This is a genomic window from Gallaecimonas pentaromativorans, assembly GCF_003751625.1.
Lineage (GTDB): Bacteria > Pseudomonadota > Gammaproteobacteria > Enterobacterales > Gallaecimonadaceae > Gallaecimonas > Gallaecimonas pentaromativorans.
Genome location: NZ_RJUL01000006.1, coordinates 133,768 through 146,799 on the forward strand (window position 1 = coordinate 133,768; position 13,032 = coordinate 146,799).

General features: G+C 60.7%; 14 protein-coding genes. 4 read left to right on the forward strand and 10 right to left on the reverse strand.

Annotation, left to right across the window (positions count from 1 at the left end):
• The first annotated feature begins 26 nt into the window (after positions 1-26).
• Positions 27-3,197 (forward strand): EAL domain-containing protein, encoded by a 3,171-nt coding sequence (locus EDC28_RS12070; protein ID WP_170164114.1) that lies wholly within the window; start codon positions 27-29, stop codon positions 3,195-3,197.
• Here the strand turns inward: EDC28_RS12070 and EDC28_RS12075 are convergent.
• Entirely contained in the window at positions 3,136-4,047 is a 912-nt protein-coding gene (locus EDC28_RS12075) for a LysR family transcriptional regulator (RefSeq protein WP_123421778.1), read from the reverse strand. The genes EDC28_RS12070 and EDC28_RS12075 overlap by 62 nt on opposite strands.
• Before the next feature lie 104 nt (positions 4,048-4,151).
• Here EDC28_RS12075 and EDC28_RS12080 point away from each other — a divergent pair, with 104 nt between their 5' ends.
• The gene (locus tag EDC28_RS12080; protein ID WP_050660842.1) at positions 4,152-4,913 is read left to right on the forward strand and encodes an SDR family NAD(P)-dependent oxidoreductase; all 762 of its coding nucleotides are present in this window, start codon (positions 4,152-4,154) and stop codon (positions 4,911-4,913) included.
• Positions 4,914-4,960: 47 nt separating this feature from the next.
• On the opposite strand, the gene EDC28_RS12085 is transcribed toward EDC28_RS12080, so the two are convergent.
• The 3 genes from EDC28_RS12085 to EDC28_RS12095 all read right to left on the reverse strand — a co-directional run bounded on the left by EDC28_RS12085 (position 4,961) and on the right by EDC28_RS12095 (position 6,708).
• Positions 4,961-5,446, reverse strand: coding sequence for a hypothetical protein (locus tag EDC28_RS12085; RefSeq protein WP_050660841.1), 486 nt, complete (start codon positions 5,444-5,446; stop codon positions 4,961-4,963).
• Between the two features lie 63 nt (positions 5,447-5,509).
• A complete protein-coding gene (locus EDC28_RS12090) occupies positions 5,510-5,899 on the reverse strand; it encodes an ABZJ_00895 family protein (RefSeq protein WP_050660840.1) in 390 nt (129 codons plus the stop codon).
• The gene (locus EDC28_RS12095; protein ID WP_050660839.1) at positions 5,896-6,708 is read right to left on the reverse strand and encodes a helix-turn-helix domain-containing protein; all 813 of its coding nucleotides are present in this window, start codon (positions 6,706-6,708) and stop codon (positions 5,896-5,898) included. The genes EDC28_RS12090 and EDC28_RS12095 overlap by 4 nt, the downstream gene beginning before the upstream one ends.
• Before the next feature lie 118 nt (positions 6,709-6,826).
• Here EDC28_RS12095 and EDC28_RS12100 point away from each other — a divergent pair, with 118 nt between their 5' ends.
• Entirely contained in the window at positions 6,827-7,288 is a 462-nt protein-coding gene (locus tag EDC28_RS12100) for a carboxymuconolactone decarboxylase family protein (RefSeq protein WP_123421779.1), read from the forward strand.
• 23 nt (positions 7,289-7,311) lie between these two features.
• Here the strand turns inward: EDC28_RS12100 and EDC28_RS20420 are convergent, their stop codons facing one another.
• The 4 genes from EDC28_RS20420 to EDC28_RS20150 all read right to left on the reverse strand — a co-directional run bounded on the left by EDC28_RS20420 (position 7,312) and on the right by EDC28_RS20150 (position 9,457).
• Complete coding sequence (locus tag EDC28_RS20420; RefSeq protein ID WP_269750703.1) at positions 7,312-7,440, reverse strand: hypothetical protein; 129 nt, start codon at positions 7,438-7,440, stop codon at positions 7,312-7,314.
• An 81-nt stretch (positions 7,441-7,521) separates the two neighbouring features.
• Positions 7,522-8,361 carry a DMT family transporter gene (locus tag EDC28_RS12105; protein ID WP_123421780.1) on the reverse strand — a complete coding sequence of 280 codons (840 nt, stop codon included), beginning with the start codon at positions 8,359-8,361 and terminating at the stop codon, positions 7,522-7,524.
• Complete coding sequence (locus EDC28_RS12110) at positions 8,358-8,897, reverse strand: HdeD family acid-resistance protein (RefSeq protein WP_123421781.1); 540 nt, start codon at positions 8,895-8,897, stop codon at positions 8,358-8,360. The genes EDC28_RS12105 and EDC28_RS12110 overlap by 4 nt, the downstream gene beginning before the upstream one ends.
• 86 nt (positions 8,898-8,983) lie before the next feature.
• Complete coding sequence (locus EDC28_RS20150) at positions 8,984-9,457, reverse strand: DUF6438 domain-containing protein (RefSeq protein WP_170164115.1); 474 nt, start codon at positions 9,455-9,457, stop codon at positions 8,984-8,986.
• 238 nt (positions 9,458-9,695) lie between these two features.
• Here EDC28_RS20150 and EDC28_RS12125 point away from each other — a divergent pair, with 238 nt between their 5' ends.
• Positions 9,696-10,943, forward strand: a complete 1,248-nt coding sequence (locus tag EDC28_RS12125) for a NupC/NupG family nucleoside CNT transporter (RefSeq protein WP_050660834.1) — start codon at positions 9,696-9,698, stop codon at positions 10,941-10,943.
• Positions 10,944-10,970: 27 nt separating this feature from the next.
• Here the strand turns inward: EDC28_RS12125 and EDC28_RS12130 are convergent, their stop codons facing one another.
• A complete protein-coding gene (locus EDC28_RS12130) occupies positions 10,971-12,179 on the reverse strand; it encodes a hypothetical protein (protein ID WP_123421783.1) in 1,209 nt (402 codons plus the stop codon).
• A gap of 76 nt (positions 12,180-12,255) precedes the next feature.
• Positions 12,256-13,029, reverse strand: coding sequence for an IclR family transcriptional regulator (locus EDC28_RS12135; RefSeq protein ID WP_123421784.1), 774 nt, complete (start codon positions 13,027-13,029; stop codon positions 12,256-12,258).
• Between the last annotated feature and the right edge of the window lie 3 nt (positions 13,030-13,032).

Here is a 13,032-nt window from a genome sequence, read left to right on the forward strand (position 1 = left end):
AGACTCAAACCCCAGGGACGACTCGCTTGCGCCAGTTACCACGGACACTGGCATTAATCCTGCTGCTGGCCATCGACTTTAAGGCCAGCGCCCACCTGCAGCCCCCCGCGCTTTCGCCGGTGTCGCCCACCGCCACCGCCCGGCCCGCACCTAGCCAAACCTTAAGCGCCACAGTACAAAGCCTCAAAGACAGCCAGCGCCGGCAACTGGCCTTTTTGACCGGGGTATTGGTGTTGCAGGGGTTTATCATCCTGGCGCTGGCCCTTGGTATGCGTTTTTGGCGCAAGCTTCAGGAAGAAAAAGGCCAGTTGGCCCATACCCTGGGTAACGTGCTGGACGCCGCCTCCGAGTTTGCCATCATCGCCACCGACCCCGAAGGGCGCATCACCATCTTTAACCGCGGCGCCGAGAAAATGCTCGGCTACCAAGCCAAAGACATGCTCGGCCAAAGCCCGATGCAGCTGCACCTGGCCAGCGAAATAGCCGAGCGCGCCAAAACCCTCACCCAAGAGTTGGGCCGCCCTGTCAGCGGCTTTGAGGTCTTTGTGGCTGGCGCCCGCCAAAAAGGCAGCGAATCCCAGCAGTGGACCTACATCCACAAAGACGGCCACCGCTTTACCATCACCTTGGTGGTAACCATTCAGCGCGACCACAAAGGCCAGGTAACCGGCTTTTTGGGTATGGCCCGCGACATCACCCGCGAGCAAGAAGCCGAGCAGGCATTAACCCTAAGCAAGCAGCGTTATCGCTCGCTGTTTAGCGCCATGAGCGAAGGGGTGGTGATGCAGGACAAAAATGGCCAGATTTTGGCGGCCAATAAGGCGGCGCAAGCCATTTTGGGGCTGGACGAAGAAACCCTTCAGGGCCGCCTGTCAGGGGATTTTCAAGCCATTGACAGTAACGGCAATCCCCTGCCCGGCCACCGCCACCCGGCTATGCAAACCCTGGCCACCGGCGCGGCCTGCCACAACCAGGTAATGGGCCTTACCCAACCGGGCGGCGCCATCCGCTGGTTGTCGGTAAACAGTGAGCCGGTGCTGGGCGATGGCAGCAAAGAGCCGCAGGCGGTGGTGGCCACCTTTGTGGATATTACCGAGCGCAAGGCGGCCGAAGACAAACTGCGGCTCTCGGCCAGCGTCTTTGCCAACAGCTATGAAGGCATCATGGTGACCGACGCCGCCAACCGCATTGTCGAGGTAAACCCTGCCTTTACCCGCATCACCGGTTACAGCGCCGAGGAAGTGATCGGCCGCTCTCCGGCCATGCTGGCCTCCGGCCGCCAAGATCAGGCCTTTTACCAAAGCCTGTGGGACAGCCTTAACCAGCAAGACGCCTGGCGCGGCGAGATTTGGAACAGGCGCAAATCCGGCGAGGTGTACGCCGAGATCCTCGCCATCTCGGCAGTGCGTGACCAGCGAGGCCAGGTGCTCAATTACATTGGCGTGTTCTCCGACATCAGCCAAATCAAGGCCCACGAAAAAGAGCTGGACCTTATCGCCCATTACGATCCCCTAACCGGCCTGCCCAACCGCCGCCTGCTGGGCGACTTGCTGGGCCGGCAACTGGCCTACTGCAAGCGCCGCCAGCAAAGCTTTGCGGTGGCCTTTATCGACCTGGACGGCTTTAAACCGGTAAACGACACCTACGGCCACCAGGCCGGGGACGAACTCTTGGTTGAAATCGCCAAACGGCTGAAAATGGCCCTTCGCGACAGCGACATCGTCGCCCGCCTTGGCGGCGACGAATTTGTGGTGCTGCTAAACGATGTGGCCAGCCCCCAAGAGATGGTGCAATCCCTGCGCCGGGTGCTGGCGGTTATCAACGAGCCGGTGGATATCGAGGGTAACCTGGTGCAGGTATCGGCCAGTATCGGGGTAACCAGCTACCCCGAAGACGGCTCCGACGCCGAAATTTTGCTGCGCCACGCCGATCAGGCCATGTACAAGGCCAAGCAAGCAGGCAAGAACCGCTATCACCTGTTTGATCTTGAACGCGACAAAGAGGTGACCGGTTATCAAAGCTGGCTTAACCAGTTGCAAGACGCCTTAAATGGCGACCAGTTGCAGCTCTACTACCAACCCAAGGTGGATTTGGCCAGTGGCGAGGTGGCAGGCTGCGAAGCGCTGCTGCGCTGGCAACACCCTACCGAGGGCCTGAAGGTGCCTGGGGATTTTTTGCCGCAGCTACTTAGTAACGACCTTGACCTTCGCCTGGGCCAGTGGGTGCTGGAAAAGGCCCTTTGCCAGCTTGAACACTGGCAGCAGCAGGGCCTGGCGCTGTCTTTGAGCGTTAATATCAGTGCCAGCCACCTGTTGCAGCAGGACTTTGCCGAGCAGCTGGCCACCTTGCTGGCCAAGCACCCCAACGTATCGCCACGCCATTTGGAGCTGGAGATCGTCGAGACCTCGGCCCTGACCGAGCTAGACCAGGCAGCCCTTAACCTCGCCCACTGCAAAAAACTGGGGGTGCGCACCACCCTTGACGACTTTGGCACCGGCTACGCCTCCCTGACTTACCTGCGCCGCCTGCCTCTGGACTGCCTGAAGATTGACCAGGGTTTTGTCTCGCAAATGCTCGACGACCCGAACGATCTGTGCATCGTTGAGAACGTGATCACCATGGCTCGCGCCCTAAACCGCAACGTGGTGGCCGAAGGGGTAGAAAGCCAGCAACAGGCCCAAGCCCTGTTGCAACTGGGGTGCAGCCAGGTGCAAGGCTACGGCCTGGCAAGGCCGATGCCGGCGAGCAGCCTTGATTTGTGGCTGGCCAGTTGGCAGCGAAAGCCGCGCTGGCGCGCCCAAACCCTGCCGCCCTATCACCCGCAATTGCCGCTGGTGGCCGCTGCCGCCAGCCACCGGCTCTGGGTAGAGCGCAGCCTCGAAGCCCTGGCCCAAGCGAGCAGTGGCAAGCTGGAGCAAAGCTGCCAGCATTGCAGTTTTGGCCAATGGTTCTTCTCGGCTGGCATGGCTCGCTACGGCCATTTGGAGAGTTTTCTCGCCCTTGAAGCGCTGCACGAGCAAAGCCACAGCGCCTTGCAACGGCTGGTGGAACAACAGCAGCAACACCCTGATACAAAGGTCAACCCGCAAGGGCTCTTTGACGCCCGCGACCGGTTGCTCCAGCAAATTGGCCGCATTACCGAGCAGTTGGCGAAGACCCAGCAGGTTGGTGGAGAGAATCGGCCAGCCAGTTGCTGAAGGCCAGCAGCCGCTTGGAGAGGTGGCGCCGGTGCGGATATAAGAGCCACAGCGGCATCGGCGGCGGCACATAGTCGGCAAGAATGCCCACCAGCGGCGCCATGGCCTGGCCCGGCAACACCGGCACCTGAATAATGCCGAGCCCCGCCAGGCAGGCCTGCTGATAAGCCTCGGCGGAGTTGACGGTAATGCGGCTTGGCATTGCCACCGCCACCAATTGCCGACCAGCCACATAATCAAAGCAGCCCTCGCCCGCTCCCAGTACCTGGGCGTAATTAATCAGGTAGTGGCCGCCAAGCTCATCGGGGTGCAAAGGGGTGCCGTGGCGCGCCAGGTAATCAGGGCTGGCCAGGTTTTGATGCTTAAGATCCGCCAAATGGCGCGCCACCAAGCCCTCGTCTTGTACCGCTCCGCCCCGCACCACCGCGTCAAACCCTTCTGCCACCACATCCACCCGCCGGTCAGTGCAGGACAGCTCGATATTCAATTTAGGGTGGGCGTCCAAAAAGGCGCCAAGCCTTGGCAGCACATGCTTGCGGGCAAGGCCGGTGGGCATGTCGATGCGCAGCACGCCGCTAAGCTCGGCCTCCTTGGTGGTAAACAGGCTTTCAAGGTCCTGCATTTCGTCCAGCATCAGTTGGCAGCGCCGGTAAAACTGCTGGCCGTCGTGGGTCAGGGTGACGCTGCGGGTAGTGCGCTGCAAAAGCCTGGCCCCGGCCCACTGCTCCAGCTGCGCCACCCGGTTGGACACATGGGTTTTAGACAGCCCCAGCACCAGGGCGGCCTGGGTAAAACTGCGAAGCTCGGCCACCCGCACAAAGATGTGCATGGCACTGAGGGGATCTTGCATGGCTTTTGTCCACCAGCAGCTAACACTGCATGCAGTATGCCTTTATTTATCCACCCGATGACAACCAATAAGCTGGGCGGCGTTAACTTACCGGAGCCAAAACCATGCACCACCATCCCATTGCGCTTATCACCGGCGGCAGCCGGGGCCTTGGCCGCGACACCGCCCTGACCCTTGCCAAACGCGGCGTCGACATCATCATCACCTACCACAGCAACCAACAGGCCGCCGACGCCGTGGTAGCCGAGGCCACCGCCTTGGGCGCCACGGCGCAAGCGCTGCAACTGGACACCGGCAACATCCACGCTTTTGGGGCATTTAAAAGCCAGCTGAGCGCCCTGCTTGCAGGCACCTGGCAAGGCCGGCCCCTTAACTATCTGGTGAATAACGCCGGCACCTCCCTTCACGTCCCCATGATGAGTGCCAGTGAAAGCCAGTTCGACGAGGTGATGAACGTCCATGTCAAAGGGGTGTTCTTTTTAACCCAGGCGCTGGTGCCGTTGATGGCCGATGGTGGCGCCATTGTGCACATTTCAAGTGGCCTGACCCGCTTTACCCTGCCCGGCAGCGGCCTTTATGGCGCCATGAAGGGGGCGGTAGAAGTGCTGAGCCGCTACTGGGCTGCGGAGCTTGCCGCACGGCAGATCCGCGTTAACACCCTGGCGCCGGGGGCCATTGCCACCGACTTTTCCGGCGGCATGGTGCGGGACAATCCCGACGTACACGAAAAGGTTAAAGGCTTCACCGCCCTTGGCCGGGTTGGCCAACCAGAGGACATTGGCAAAGCCGTGGCCATGTTGCTGTCAAACGACAGCGGCTGGATCACAGGCCAGCGCATTGAAGCCTCGGGCGGCATGGTGCTGTAAAAACAAAGGCCGCTGCTGCGGCCTTTTTAGTGACTGTTTTATCGCGTTTACTGCGCATTGATGCTCTGCCAGCCGTCGCGGCCCACCACCAGGTAGGCGCAGTAGCGCGATTTATACGGCGCTTTTACGTCAAAGCCGGGCTCAAGGCTTGCCAGGCTAAGGTTGTAGCCAAGGTAGTGCACCGCCCCTTGGTCCTCGCTGTAGATAAGAAACAGGGCCGGGGAAAAGTCGCCTTTTTGCACGGTCAACCTCAGCTGGCCCTGGCAGGATTTACCGGGGGTGCAGCGCGGGTCGACCCCGATATCGTCAAAGCTCACATGCAGATCTTCCCCCAGCACCGCCACCTGCTGGCCAAGGGCCAGGGCAAAGCGCCCCAAGGGAACCTCAGTGCGGGTATCGGCCAGGCAACCGCTGATAACAGGCTTGGGTTCAGGGGCCGGCGCCGGGGGTGGCGGCGCCTTGGCAACGGGGGGCGGCGTTTGGCTACAGCCAAACAAGAACAGGGCAAACGCCAGCAGGCAATGAGCTTTCATGATGATTTTCCAAGCATTCCTTTGGCTTTTAGCCTAGTAAGCTTGCCATCATTTGCCTACTTTTTAGGCATCAAGGCGGGCGCGGCGGCCTTTTAACAAAAACAGCGCCACGGTGGCGGTCACCAAAGACAGCGCCAGGCTGACCGCCAAACCGGCCATCACCGCACTTAATGCCAAGGCGCCGCTTTGGATATGCAGCCAGGAGCCCGGAAATTGCAGCGCAAGCGCAATTACCACAGTGCCAAGGGCCACCGCCGGCCGCTCGCGGCCTTGAAAGTAGCGGCCATTGGCCCGGCAAAACTGGCGCCCGGCAGCGAGGGTCGCCAGCAGTTGGACGATGATGCCAAGGGAAAAACCGCCTTTAAATCCAAAGACAACAGCCGCCACCACAAACAGGGCCAGCAGCCCCAGGTAGTAGAGGGTAAAACGCACAAAAAGCCCGGTAAGGGTCATGGTTGGTCCTTATCGCGGCGCCGGGCCTTGGCCAGATACTGGCCCGGGGTAATACCGATAACCGCTTTAAAATCATGAATAAAATGAGCCTGATCGCTAAAGCCACGGGCCAGCGCCGTGTCCAGCAGCGCCAGGCCTTGTTTGAGATCTTGGCGCACCAGGGCAACCCGCTGGATGCGGCTAAATTGCTTGGCGGTCAGCCCCACCTGCTGCTTGAACTGCCGCTCCAGCTGGCGCTGGCTAAGGGGGATGGGCGCCATCAACTCGGCAAGATTGCGCTGGCCTTGGTGCCTGGTAATGGCCGCCAGCAACTGCTGCACCGCAGGTTTTGGCACCGGCGCTTTGCCAAGGCGCGCCAGTAACCAGTGCTCCAAAAGCCCTTGCTGTTTGTCGGTCGCGATAAAGGCAAGGGCGTCGGCCAGGGCGTTCAAGTCCAGGCCCGGCAAGGCCTGGGGCGCAAAACCTGCCAGTTCGTTAAGGCCCATTCCCAAAAAGGCACTGCCCATACCCGGCAAAAAGCGCACCCCCAATAAATCCACCGTTGGCCCCAGTTCAAGGCGGGTGCTGGTTAGCACCGGGGCGCTGACCAAAGCCGGCGGCGCCAGGGAATGGCCGTCAAAGAGCAGCGGCTCGGCAAAATTAAAAATCAGCCCCGAGCCGCCGTCCGGGTGCAACATCTGCAGCGGCAACCCCGCCCCCGACGCACTTTTTAGCCACCAAAAACCCTGCACAAAGGGCGCCAGCGCCGGGCATGGCGGGCGTAGCGTAAAACCGCTAAGGGCAGGCAGATTGGCGGGGGTAACGGGCATAACAACTCCGGCAGTTAGGCCAGAGTGTATCGGCAAATGCAGAATGTCGAAAATCTACAATTATCCCAAGGCCCCCTCTCATAGAGTGAACCCATCCCCACATAGCGGAGTGACCACCATGAGAATGAACTACCAAGCAGCCGCCCCGGAGGCAGTCAAAGCGATGATGGCCCTGGAAATCTACCTCGCCAAACAGAGCAAAGCCGAAGACGGCGTCGACAAGCCCCTGATGGAGCTTGTGAAGATTCGCGTCTCCCAGCTCAATAAATGCGCCTTTTGTATCGACATGCACACCAAGGACGCCCGCGCCATGGGCGAAACCGAGCAGCGCATCTATGCCCTTAATGCCTGGCACGAAACGCCGTTTTTCAGCGCCAGGGAACGCGCCGCCCTGGCTTGGGCCGAAGCCAACACCCTGCTGCCTCAAGGCGGCGTGAGTGACGCCTTGTACCAAGAGCTGCGCCAGCATTTTAACGAGGCTCAGCTCACCAACCTGACCCTGGCGGTGGCCATCATCAATGCCTGGAACCGCTTCGGGGTGAGCTTTGCGCCGGATGTCGGCAGCTACCAGCCAGCATGAAAAAAGGGCCTTAGGGCCCTTTCTTATTGCGCCGGGCGAGCCGGGGCACAGACCCGGTCGCCGTAGTAGTTGTCACTGAAGTTGCACACCAGTGCGGGGGTGGAGGCCTTGGGGGCAAAACCTTGGGCAAGGCGGGCAAACAAGCGGCTCATGGCATTCTCCTTTGAAAGAGCTGCGAGCATACCGATTAGAAGCTGCGAGCTTAACTTATAAAAACAGATAAGGGTGGTCGGTTAGGCCGACGCCCTGGCGCGGATCACCAGCCCGATACCACCGAGAATTGCGCAGGCTGCCAGCACCAGCCGCCAACTGAGCCCCTCCCCCAACAGCAAGCCGCCAAGGGCTGCCAGCAGCGGCACGCTAAGCTGCACCGTCGCGGCAACCGTTGCCTTAAGGGCCGGCAGCACCCGGTACCAAAGGGCATACCCCAGGCCTGATGCCAAAGCCCCGGAGGCAATGGCGCAAACCACCCCAAGGGCATCGACACGCAGCGACGGCATGAGCCACAGCGCCAACAACAGCGCCGGCAGCAGCGCTTTTAGGAAATTACCGGCGCTGGCCGCCAGCGGGTCGGTTGCCGCCCTGCCCCACAGCGAATAGCAGCCCCAGCAGGCGCCGGCCAGCAGCATCAGCAACGCCGAGGCCAAAGGCGGCGCCGTTATCCCCGGCAGCAGCAACACCACCACCCCGCCAAGGGCCAGCATCAAGCCAAGCCACTGGCCCGTGCCGAGGCGCTCACCCCGATAAAGGCCAACACCAATCATGGTGGCCTGCACGGCGCCAAACAGCAGCAAGGCACCGCTGCCGGTGGCAAGAGCAAGGTAAGCAAAGGAAAAGGCCGCCGCATAGCCAAAAAGCGCCAGCGCACTTTGCCAGGAGCCATGGCCTGCCAAGGGCCGGCGCCGCATCAGCACCAAAAGGCTCAGCATCAAAGCGCCGCTAACCAGGCGCAGCAGCGTAAAACTGGCCGCATCGATGCTGCTTTGGGTCAGGGCAATACGGCATAAAAGGGAATTGGCGGCGAAGGCCACCATGGTCAGCGTGACGGCCAGCCACAGCCGCCAGGGGCTCATTGACGGCGCGCCACCAGGGCCAGGGCAATGAGCGCCCAGCCGTTGAGGATAAGTTCGATGGCGATAAAGGTGCCAATTACCCAAAGCCCGGACTCGGGCCAGCCAGCGATGATCAGCACCGCCAGTACCAGGCCACACAGGCCGCTGATAAAAGGCCAGATATATTGGCTGAACACCTTAAGGTGAAAGGCAAGCCACAGGCGCAGCAGCGCCACAAAACCGATACCGATGGCAATCAGCAAGGTCAGGGCCGAGGCGGCGGCCATGGGCGATACCAGCAGGTACAGCCCCAGCAGGCCGTAAAGCACTCCAACCCCCACCACCAGGGCACTGGCCGGGCGGGAGCGCAGCCCCTGCACGGTTTGCAGCGCGCCGCCCAGCAGCAGCAAGGCCCCGAAGTAGATCATGCTGGTGAGGGTTAAAAAGCTCGCCATGCCAAGGCCGATGATCCCCAGCAGCACAAACACCGCTCCCAAGGCCAACAGCCAACGCCAGTGCAATTGCAGTTGGGCAAACAGCGGGGAAACCGGCAGCATAAGCGCTCCTTGGCAGTGGGGGACACGGCTTGACTATGGGCGCCAAGCTGCTGTTTATCAAACCTTATTGCCGTTTCGATTCAGGCTCAGCGTTTGGGATCTTTCACCCATTGGCTGCTTTGGGTCAGGGTATCGATGGCGGTGGCCAGGTCTTGTAGACGCTGCTGGCCATCGAACTGGCAGCCGGTGTAGTAGCGCACCGTTTTGTCCTTTTCTGCCGTGCGGTAGCGGATGATGATGCTAGGGGCGTCGGTGCGCACCGCCGTGCAGCCGTCCTTCTGGCTGCGATATTGGTTATTCAGAGTCAAAAAATCTGCCTTATCAAAGGCCTTTTGTAGCTCGCCCAGGGCTTTTTTATCCAGCTTGGCGTTGCCGTCGGTGCTGCCGACAAAACGCTCGCCTTTGAAGGTGACGGTGCCGTCGCCTTCCACGTTGAGCTGATAGACCGGGCAAAAACCGTAGCAGGCGGTGCGGGCCAGCTCGATATGTTCAAACTTGGCAGGGCTACTGGCACAGGCGCCCAGCGACAAAGCCGCCAGGGCCAAAAACACGTTTTTCATCACTCCCCCTTCCGTTGTTATGTGTCACTCTTCCCTGTCTTTTTAAAAAAGACGGGCAGCCGAAACCGACTGCCCGCCAGTGCAGTCACCTTGATTTGAAAACCAAGGGTTCTCTCATGTCCTTCCCTGGACACTCGCCTTTAAATCCTTGATCAAATTTGCATAATCCTCGCTGAACCTGTCGCAGGCTTCGCGCTATACTCCCCCGCTTGCCTTTCAGACGAGCAACGAGCAACAGATGCAGATCCTAATGGGGCTGGTGGGGATTATTTTCCTGCTGGCTGTCGCTGTTTTATTTTCCGAAAACCGTAAGGCCATCCGGCTGCGCACCGTCGCCGGCGCTTTGGCCATCCAAGCCGCCTTTGCCGCCCTGGTGCTTTACGTGCCCTTTGGCCAGCGTTTGCTGCAAGGCATCACCGGGGGTGTCCAGCAGGTGATCAACGCCTCCCACGAGGGTATCAACTTCCTCTTTGGCGGCCTGGTTTCGCCCAAGATGTATGCGCTCTTTGGCGGCGATGGCTTTGTGGTGGCGCTGCAGGTGCTGCCTATTATCGTGTTCTTCTCGTCGCTTATTGCCGTGCTCTATTACCTTGGCATCATGCGCTGGGTAATTAACATCATCGGCGGCGCCCTGCAAAAGGCCCTTGGCACCTCGCGGCCCGAGTCGCTGTCGGCCACTGCCAACATCTTTGTGGGGCTGACCGAAGCGCCGCTGGTCATTCGCCCCTTCGTGGCCCGCATGACCCAATCGGAGCTCTTTGCGATCATGGTGGGCGGCACCGCCTCGGTGGCAGGCTCGGTACTGGCAGGCTACGCAGGCCTTGGCATCGACCTTAAATACCTGATTGCCGCCTCCTTTATGGCGGCTCCCGGCGGCCTTTTGATGGCCAAGATCATCGTGCCCGAGACCGAGACCCCCAATCAGCGCCTGGAAGACGTGGCCGACGGCATCGACGATGCCCCCGCCAACGTCATTGACGCAGCCGCCTCTGGCGCCGCCACCGGTCTGCAACTGGCTTTGAACGTAGGCGCCATGCTGCTGGCTTTTATCGGTTTGATTGCGCTGGTGAATATCGTGCTGGGCGGCATTGGCGGCTGGTTTGGCATGCCGGAACTGTCGCTGCAGATGATCCTCGGCTGGGCCTTCTCGCCCCTGGCCTTCCTGCTCGGCGTGCCCTGGCACGAAGCCAAGGTAGCTGGCGCCTTTATCGGCGAGAAGCTCATCCTTAACGAGTTTGTGGCCTATGCCGACTTTGCCAAGGTGGCCAGCACCCTTAGCGCCCACACCCAGGCCATTATCACCTTTGCCCTGTGCGGCTTTGCCAACCTCGCCTCCATCGCCATTTTGCTGGGCGGTTTGGGGGGGCTGGCTCCCGGCAGGCGCCACGACATCGCCCGTTTGGGGGTAAAAGCGGTGCTCGCAGGTTCCCTGTCCAACTTGATGAGTGCCACCCTGGCCGGGTTATTCCTGGCCCTGGCCGGTTAACAAAAAAGGCGCCCGAGGGCGCCTTTTTTATTCAGAGGGAATGCCAAAGGCAAAGATAAGGGCGCATAGCAGGGTAAGCAGCGCGAACAGGCCAAGGTAGCGGCGGCGATTCGGCAGCGCCCGGCGCTGCCAGGCCACAACAAAGGCCACGGTGCATTGCAGCATGTAAAAGAGCGCAAAGGCCCGAGAGGCGTAGGCGATGATTTCGTTAACGTCGGTCTGCCAGGTCAGCACCACGGTGATAAGGATGATGGCCAGATAGGCGTAGCGCACCGGCAGCTTTTTGTGGGCAATGTCTTCAATCAAGCCGCCCGCGCCGGAGGTGTCGGCCACGGCAGCGCTGAACTGGCTACCGATGGCAGCCACCGCAATCAAGATGGGCAGCACCGAGGCCACCGGCAGCACCATGGTGGTAATGGCAGTGACATCGGCAGTGAGCTTGCCGTGAAAGAGCACGGTGGCCAGCGCAATAAACAGCAGGTAGATCCCCGAAGAGAGCAACTGGGCCAGGCGCATGGTGCGAATGCGCTCGTCGCTGCTGTGCCCCTCTTGCAGGTAGCGGGAGGTTTCAAAGCCCTGCACCACGATAAGCAGCCCCAGCAACACCCGAAAGTCGTGCAGATCAATGGCTGAGCTGATGTCCGGCAGCTGCCAGTGGCCGCTTGCCGCCAACTGGATGTTGTAAACCAAAAGCCCCAGCAGCAGCGCCGCTATCATGCCGAGGTTGAGGCTCACCGCATAGCGCTCCACCTTCTCAAGCTCCCCCAGGCCCCGCCACATGCCGATACCGCCAATCACCAACAGCAAGGCGGTGGTGATGAGGTGGGCGTAGAAGGCATCTTCAGTACCAAAGGCTTTTAACAAAAAGGCCGCCAGCAACTGCAGGTAGTAGGTCACCGAAATAAAATAGGCGCCGGCCAGCACGATGCGGGACAAAAAGGCGATGTCCTGGGCCGGGCCATGGCCGCTGTTCTCGATGGGCTCAAAGTAGCGGATATTAAAGCGAATGGCGGCGCCCACCCCAAAGGCCAGCAGCAACAGCGCCGCCATGCAAAAGAGCGCCAGGTTACCCACGGTAATGGCCAACAAGGGGGCGCTGACCAAAAAGCCGCTGCCCATGATGGAGGCGAGCGGCGTCACCGTTGCCTTCCAGGCCGAGGAGCCCGCCAGGCGCCGGGAAAAGGCCAGATACAGGGTCAGCAGCAGCGCCGTCGCCAGAATAAGGGTGTTGAGCATGGCGTTATTCCGTCAATCCAGGTGCCCTCACCTTACCGCAGTGCGGTTAATAACGCATTGATCTTAAAGAAAAGCCTTAGCGAACCATCAACTTTGCCGCCAGCTCGCCCACAATGACGCCACAGTCCTTGAGCGCCGCCGCGCTGGCCTCGGCGCTGGTCATGGAGATGGCGATACCGGCTACCGGTTTGCCGCTGCGGTCTTTAACCGCGGCCCCCAGGCAAACCATGCCGTCACGGATTTCGCCGCGGTCAAGGGCGTAACCCAACTGACGCCATTCGCTAAACTGGCCCTCCAAGGCCTCAAGGCTTGCCACGCTGTTGGCGGTAAAGGCCGCCGGCCAGGGGCCGGCAAGGAGAGCCTGGCGCTGCTCGCTCTCCATCTGCGACAACATCGCCTTGCCGGTGGCGGTGTAAATGGCCGGCAGGCGCATCCCTAACTGAAAGGTAAAGCCCAGGGGTTTGGCGGCGTTGCGGCAGGCAAGGTACATCACCTCGGCGCCAGACAAGGTAGAGAGGGTGACGGTGTAATCATCCAGGCGCCTATCTTCTGACAGAATGCGCTCAAATTCGCTGACCAAGTCGGAGCGGTCCAGAAAAGACGCGCTCCAATGCAGCGACCTTGGCCCCATCTCAAAGCCGCTACCGGCAACTCGCAGCAAGCCCAGGGCGCAAAGGGTGTCGCAAATGCCGTGCACCGAACTTTTGGCAAGGCCCAAGCGGCGGGCCAGCTCCGACACCCCGGCTACGCCCGGCTCGGCAGCGATAAGGTCGAGCACCATTACCGCCCTGTCGATGGCCGGCACCAGCCGTTTTGGCTGGGCGTCAGCCATGTCTACGACTTTGGTCATATA

What these genes read in the sequence shown, in the direction of transcription:
- EDC28_RS12075 (WP_123421778.1), bottom strand. Translation starts at nt 4,047, where the DNA reads ATGCAAGATCCCCTCAGTGCCATGCACATCTTTGTGCGGGTGGCCGAG.
- EDC28_RS12080 (WP_050660842.1), top strand. Translation starts at nt 4,152, where the DNA reads ATGCACCACCATCCCATTGCGCTTATCACCGGCGGCAGCCGGGGCCTT.
- EDC28_RS12085 (WP_050660841.1), bottom strand. Translation starts at nt 5,446, where the DNA reads ATGAAAGCTCATTGCCTGCTGGCGTTTGCCCTGTTCTTGTTTGGCTGT.
- EDC28_RS12090 (WP_050660840.1), bottom strand. Translation starts at nt 5,899, where the DNA reads ATGACCCTTACCGGGCTTTTTGTGCGTTTTACCCTCTACTACCTGGGG.
- EDC28_RS12095 (WP_050660839.1), bottom strand. Translation starts at nt 6,708, where the DNA reads ATGCCCGTTACCCCCGCCAATCTGCCTGCCCTTAGCGGTTTTACGCTA.
- EDC28_RS12100 (WP_123421779.1), top strand. Translation starts at nt 6,827, where the DNA reads ATGAGAATGAACTACCAAGCAGCCGCCCCGGAGGCAGTCAAAGCGATG.
- EDC28_RS20420 (WP_269750703.1), bottom strand. Translation starts at nt 7,440, where the DNA reads ATGAGCCGCTTGTTTGCCCGCCTTGCCCAAGGTTTTGCCCCCAAGGCC.
- EDC28_RS12105 (WP_123421780.1), bottom strand. Translation starts at nt 8,361, where the DNA reads ATGAGCCCCTGGCGGCTGTGGCTGGCCGTCACGCTGACCATGGTGGCC.
- EDC28_RS12110 (WP_123421781.1), bottom strand. Translation starts at nt 8,897, where the DNA reads ATGCTGCCGGTTTCCCCGCTGTTTGCCCAACTGCAATTGCACTGGCGT.
- EDC28_RS20150 (WP_170164115.1), bottom strand. Translation starts at nt 9,457, where the DNA reads ATGAAAAACGTGTTTTTGGCCCTGGCGGCTTTGTCGCTGGGCGCCTGT.
- EDC28_RS12125 (WP_050660834.1), top strand. Translation starts at nt 9,696, where the DNA reads ATGCAGATCCTAATGGGGCTGGTGGGGATTATTTTCCTGCTGGCTGTC.
- EDC28_RS12130 (WP_123421783.1), bottom strand. Translation starts at nt 12,179, where the DNA reads ATGCTCAACACCCTTATTCTGGCGACGGCGCTGCTGCTGACCCTGTAT.
- EDC28_RS12135 (WP_123421784.1), bottom strand. Translation starts at nt 13,029, where the DNA reads ATGACCAAAGTCGTAGACATGGCTGACGCCCAGCCAAAACGGCTGGTG.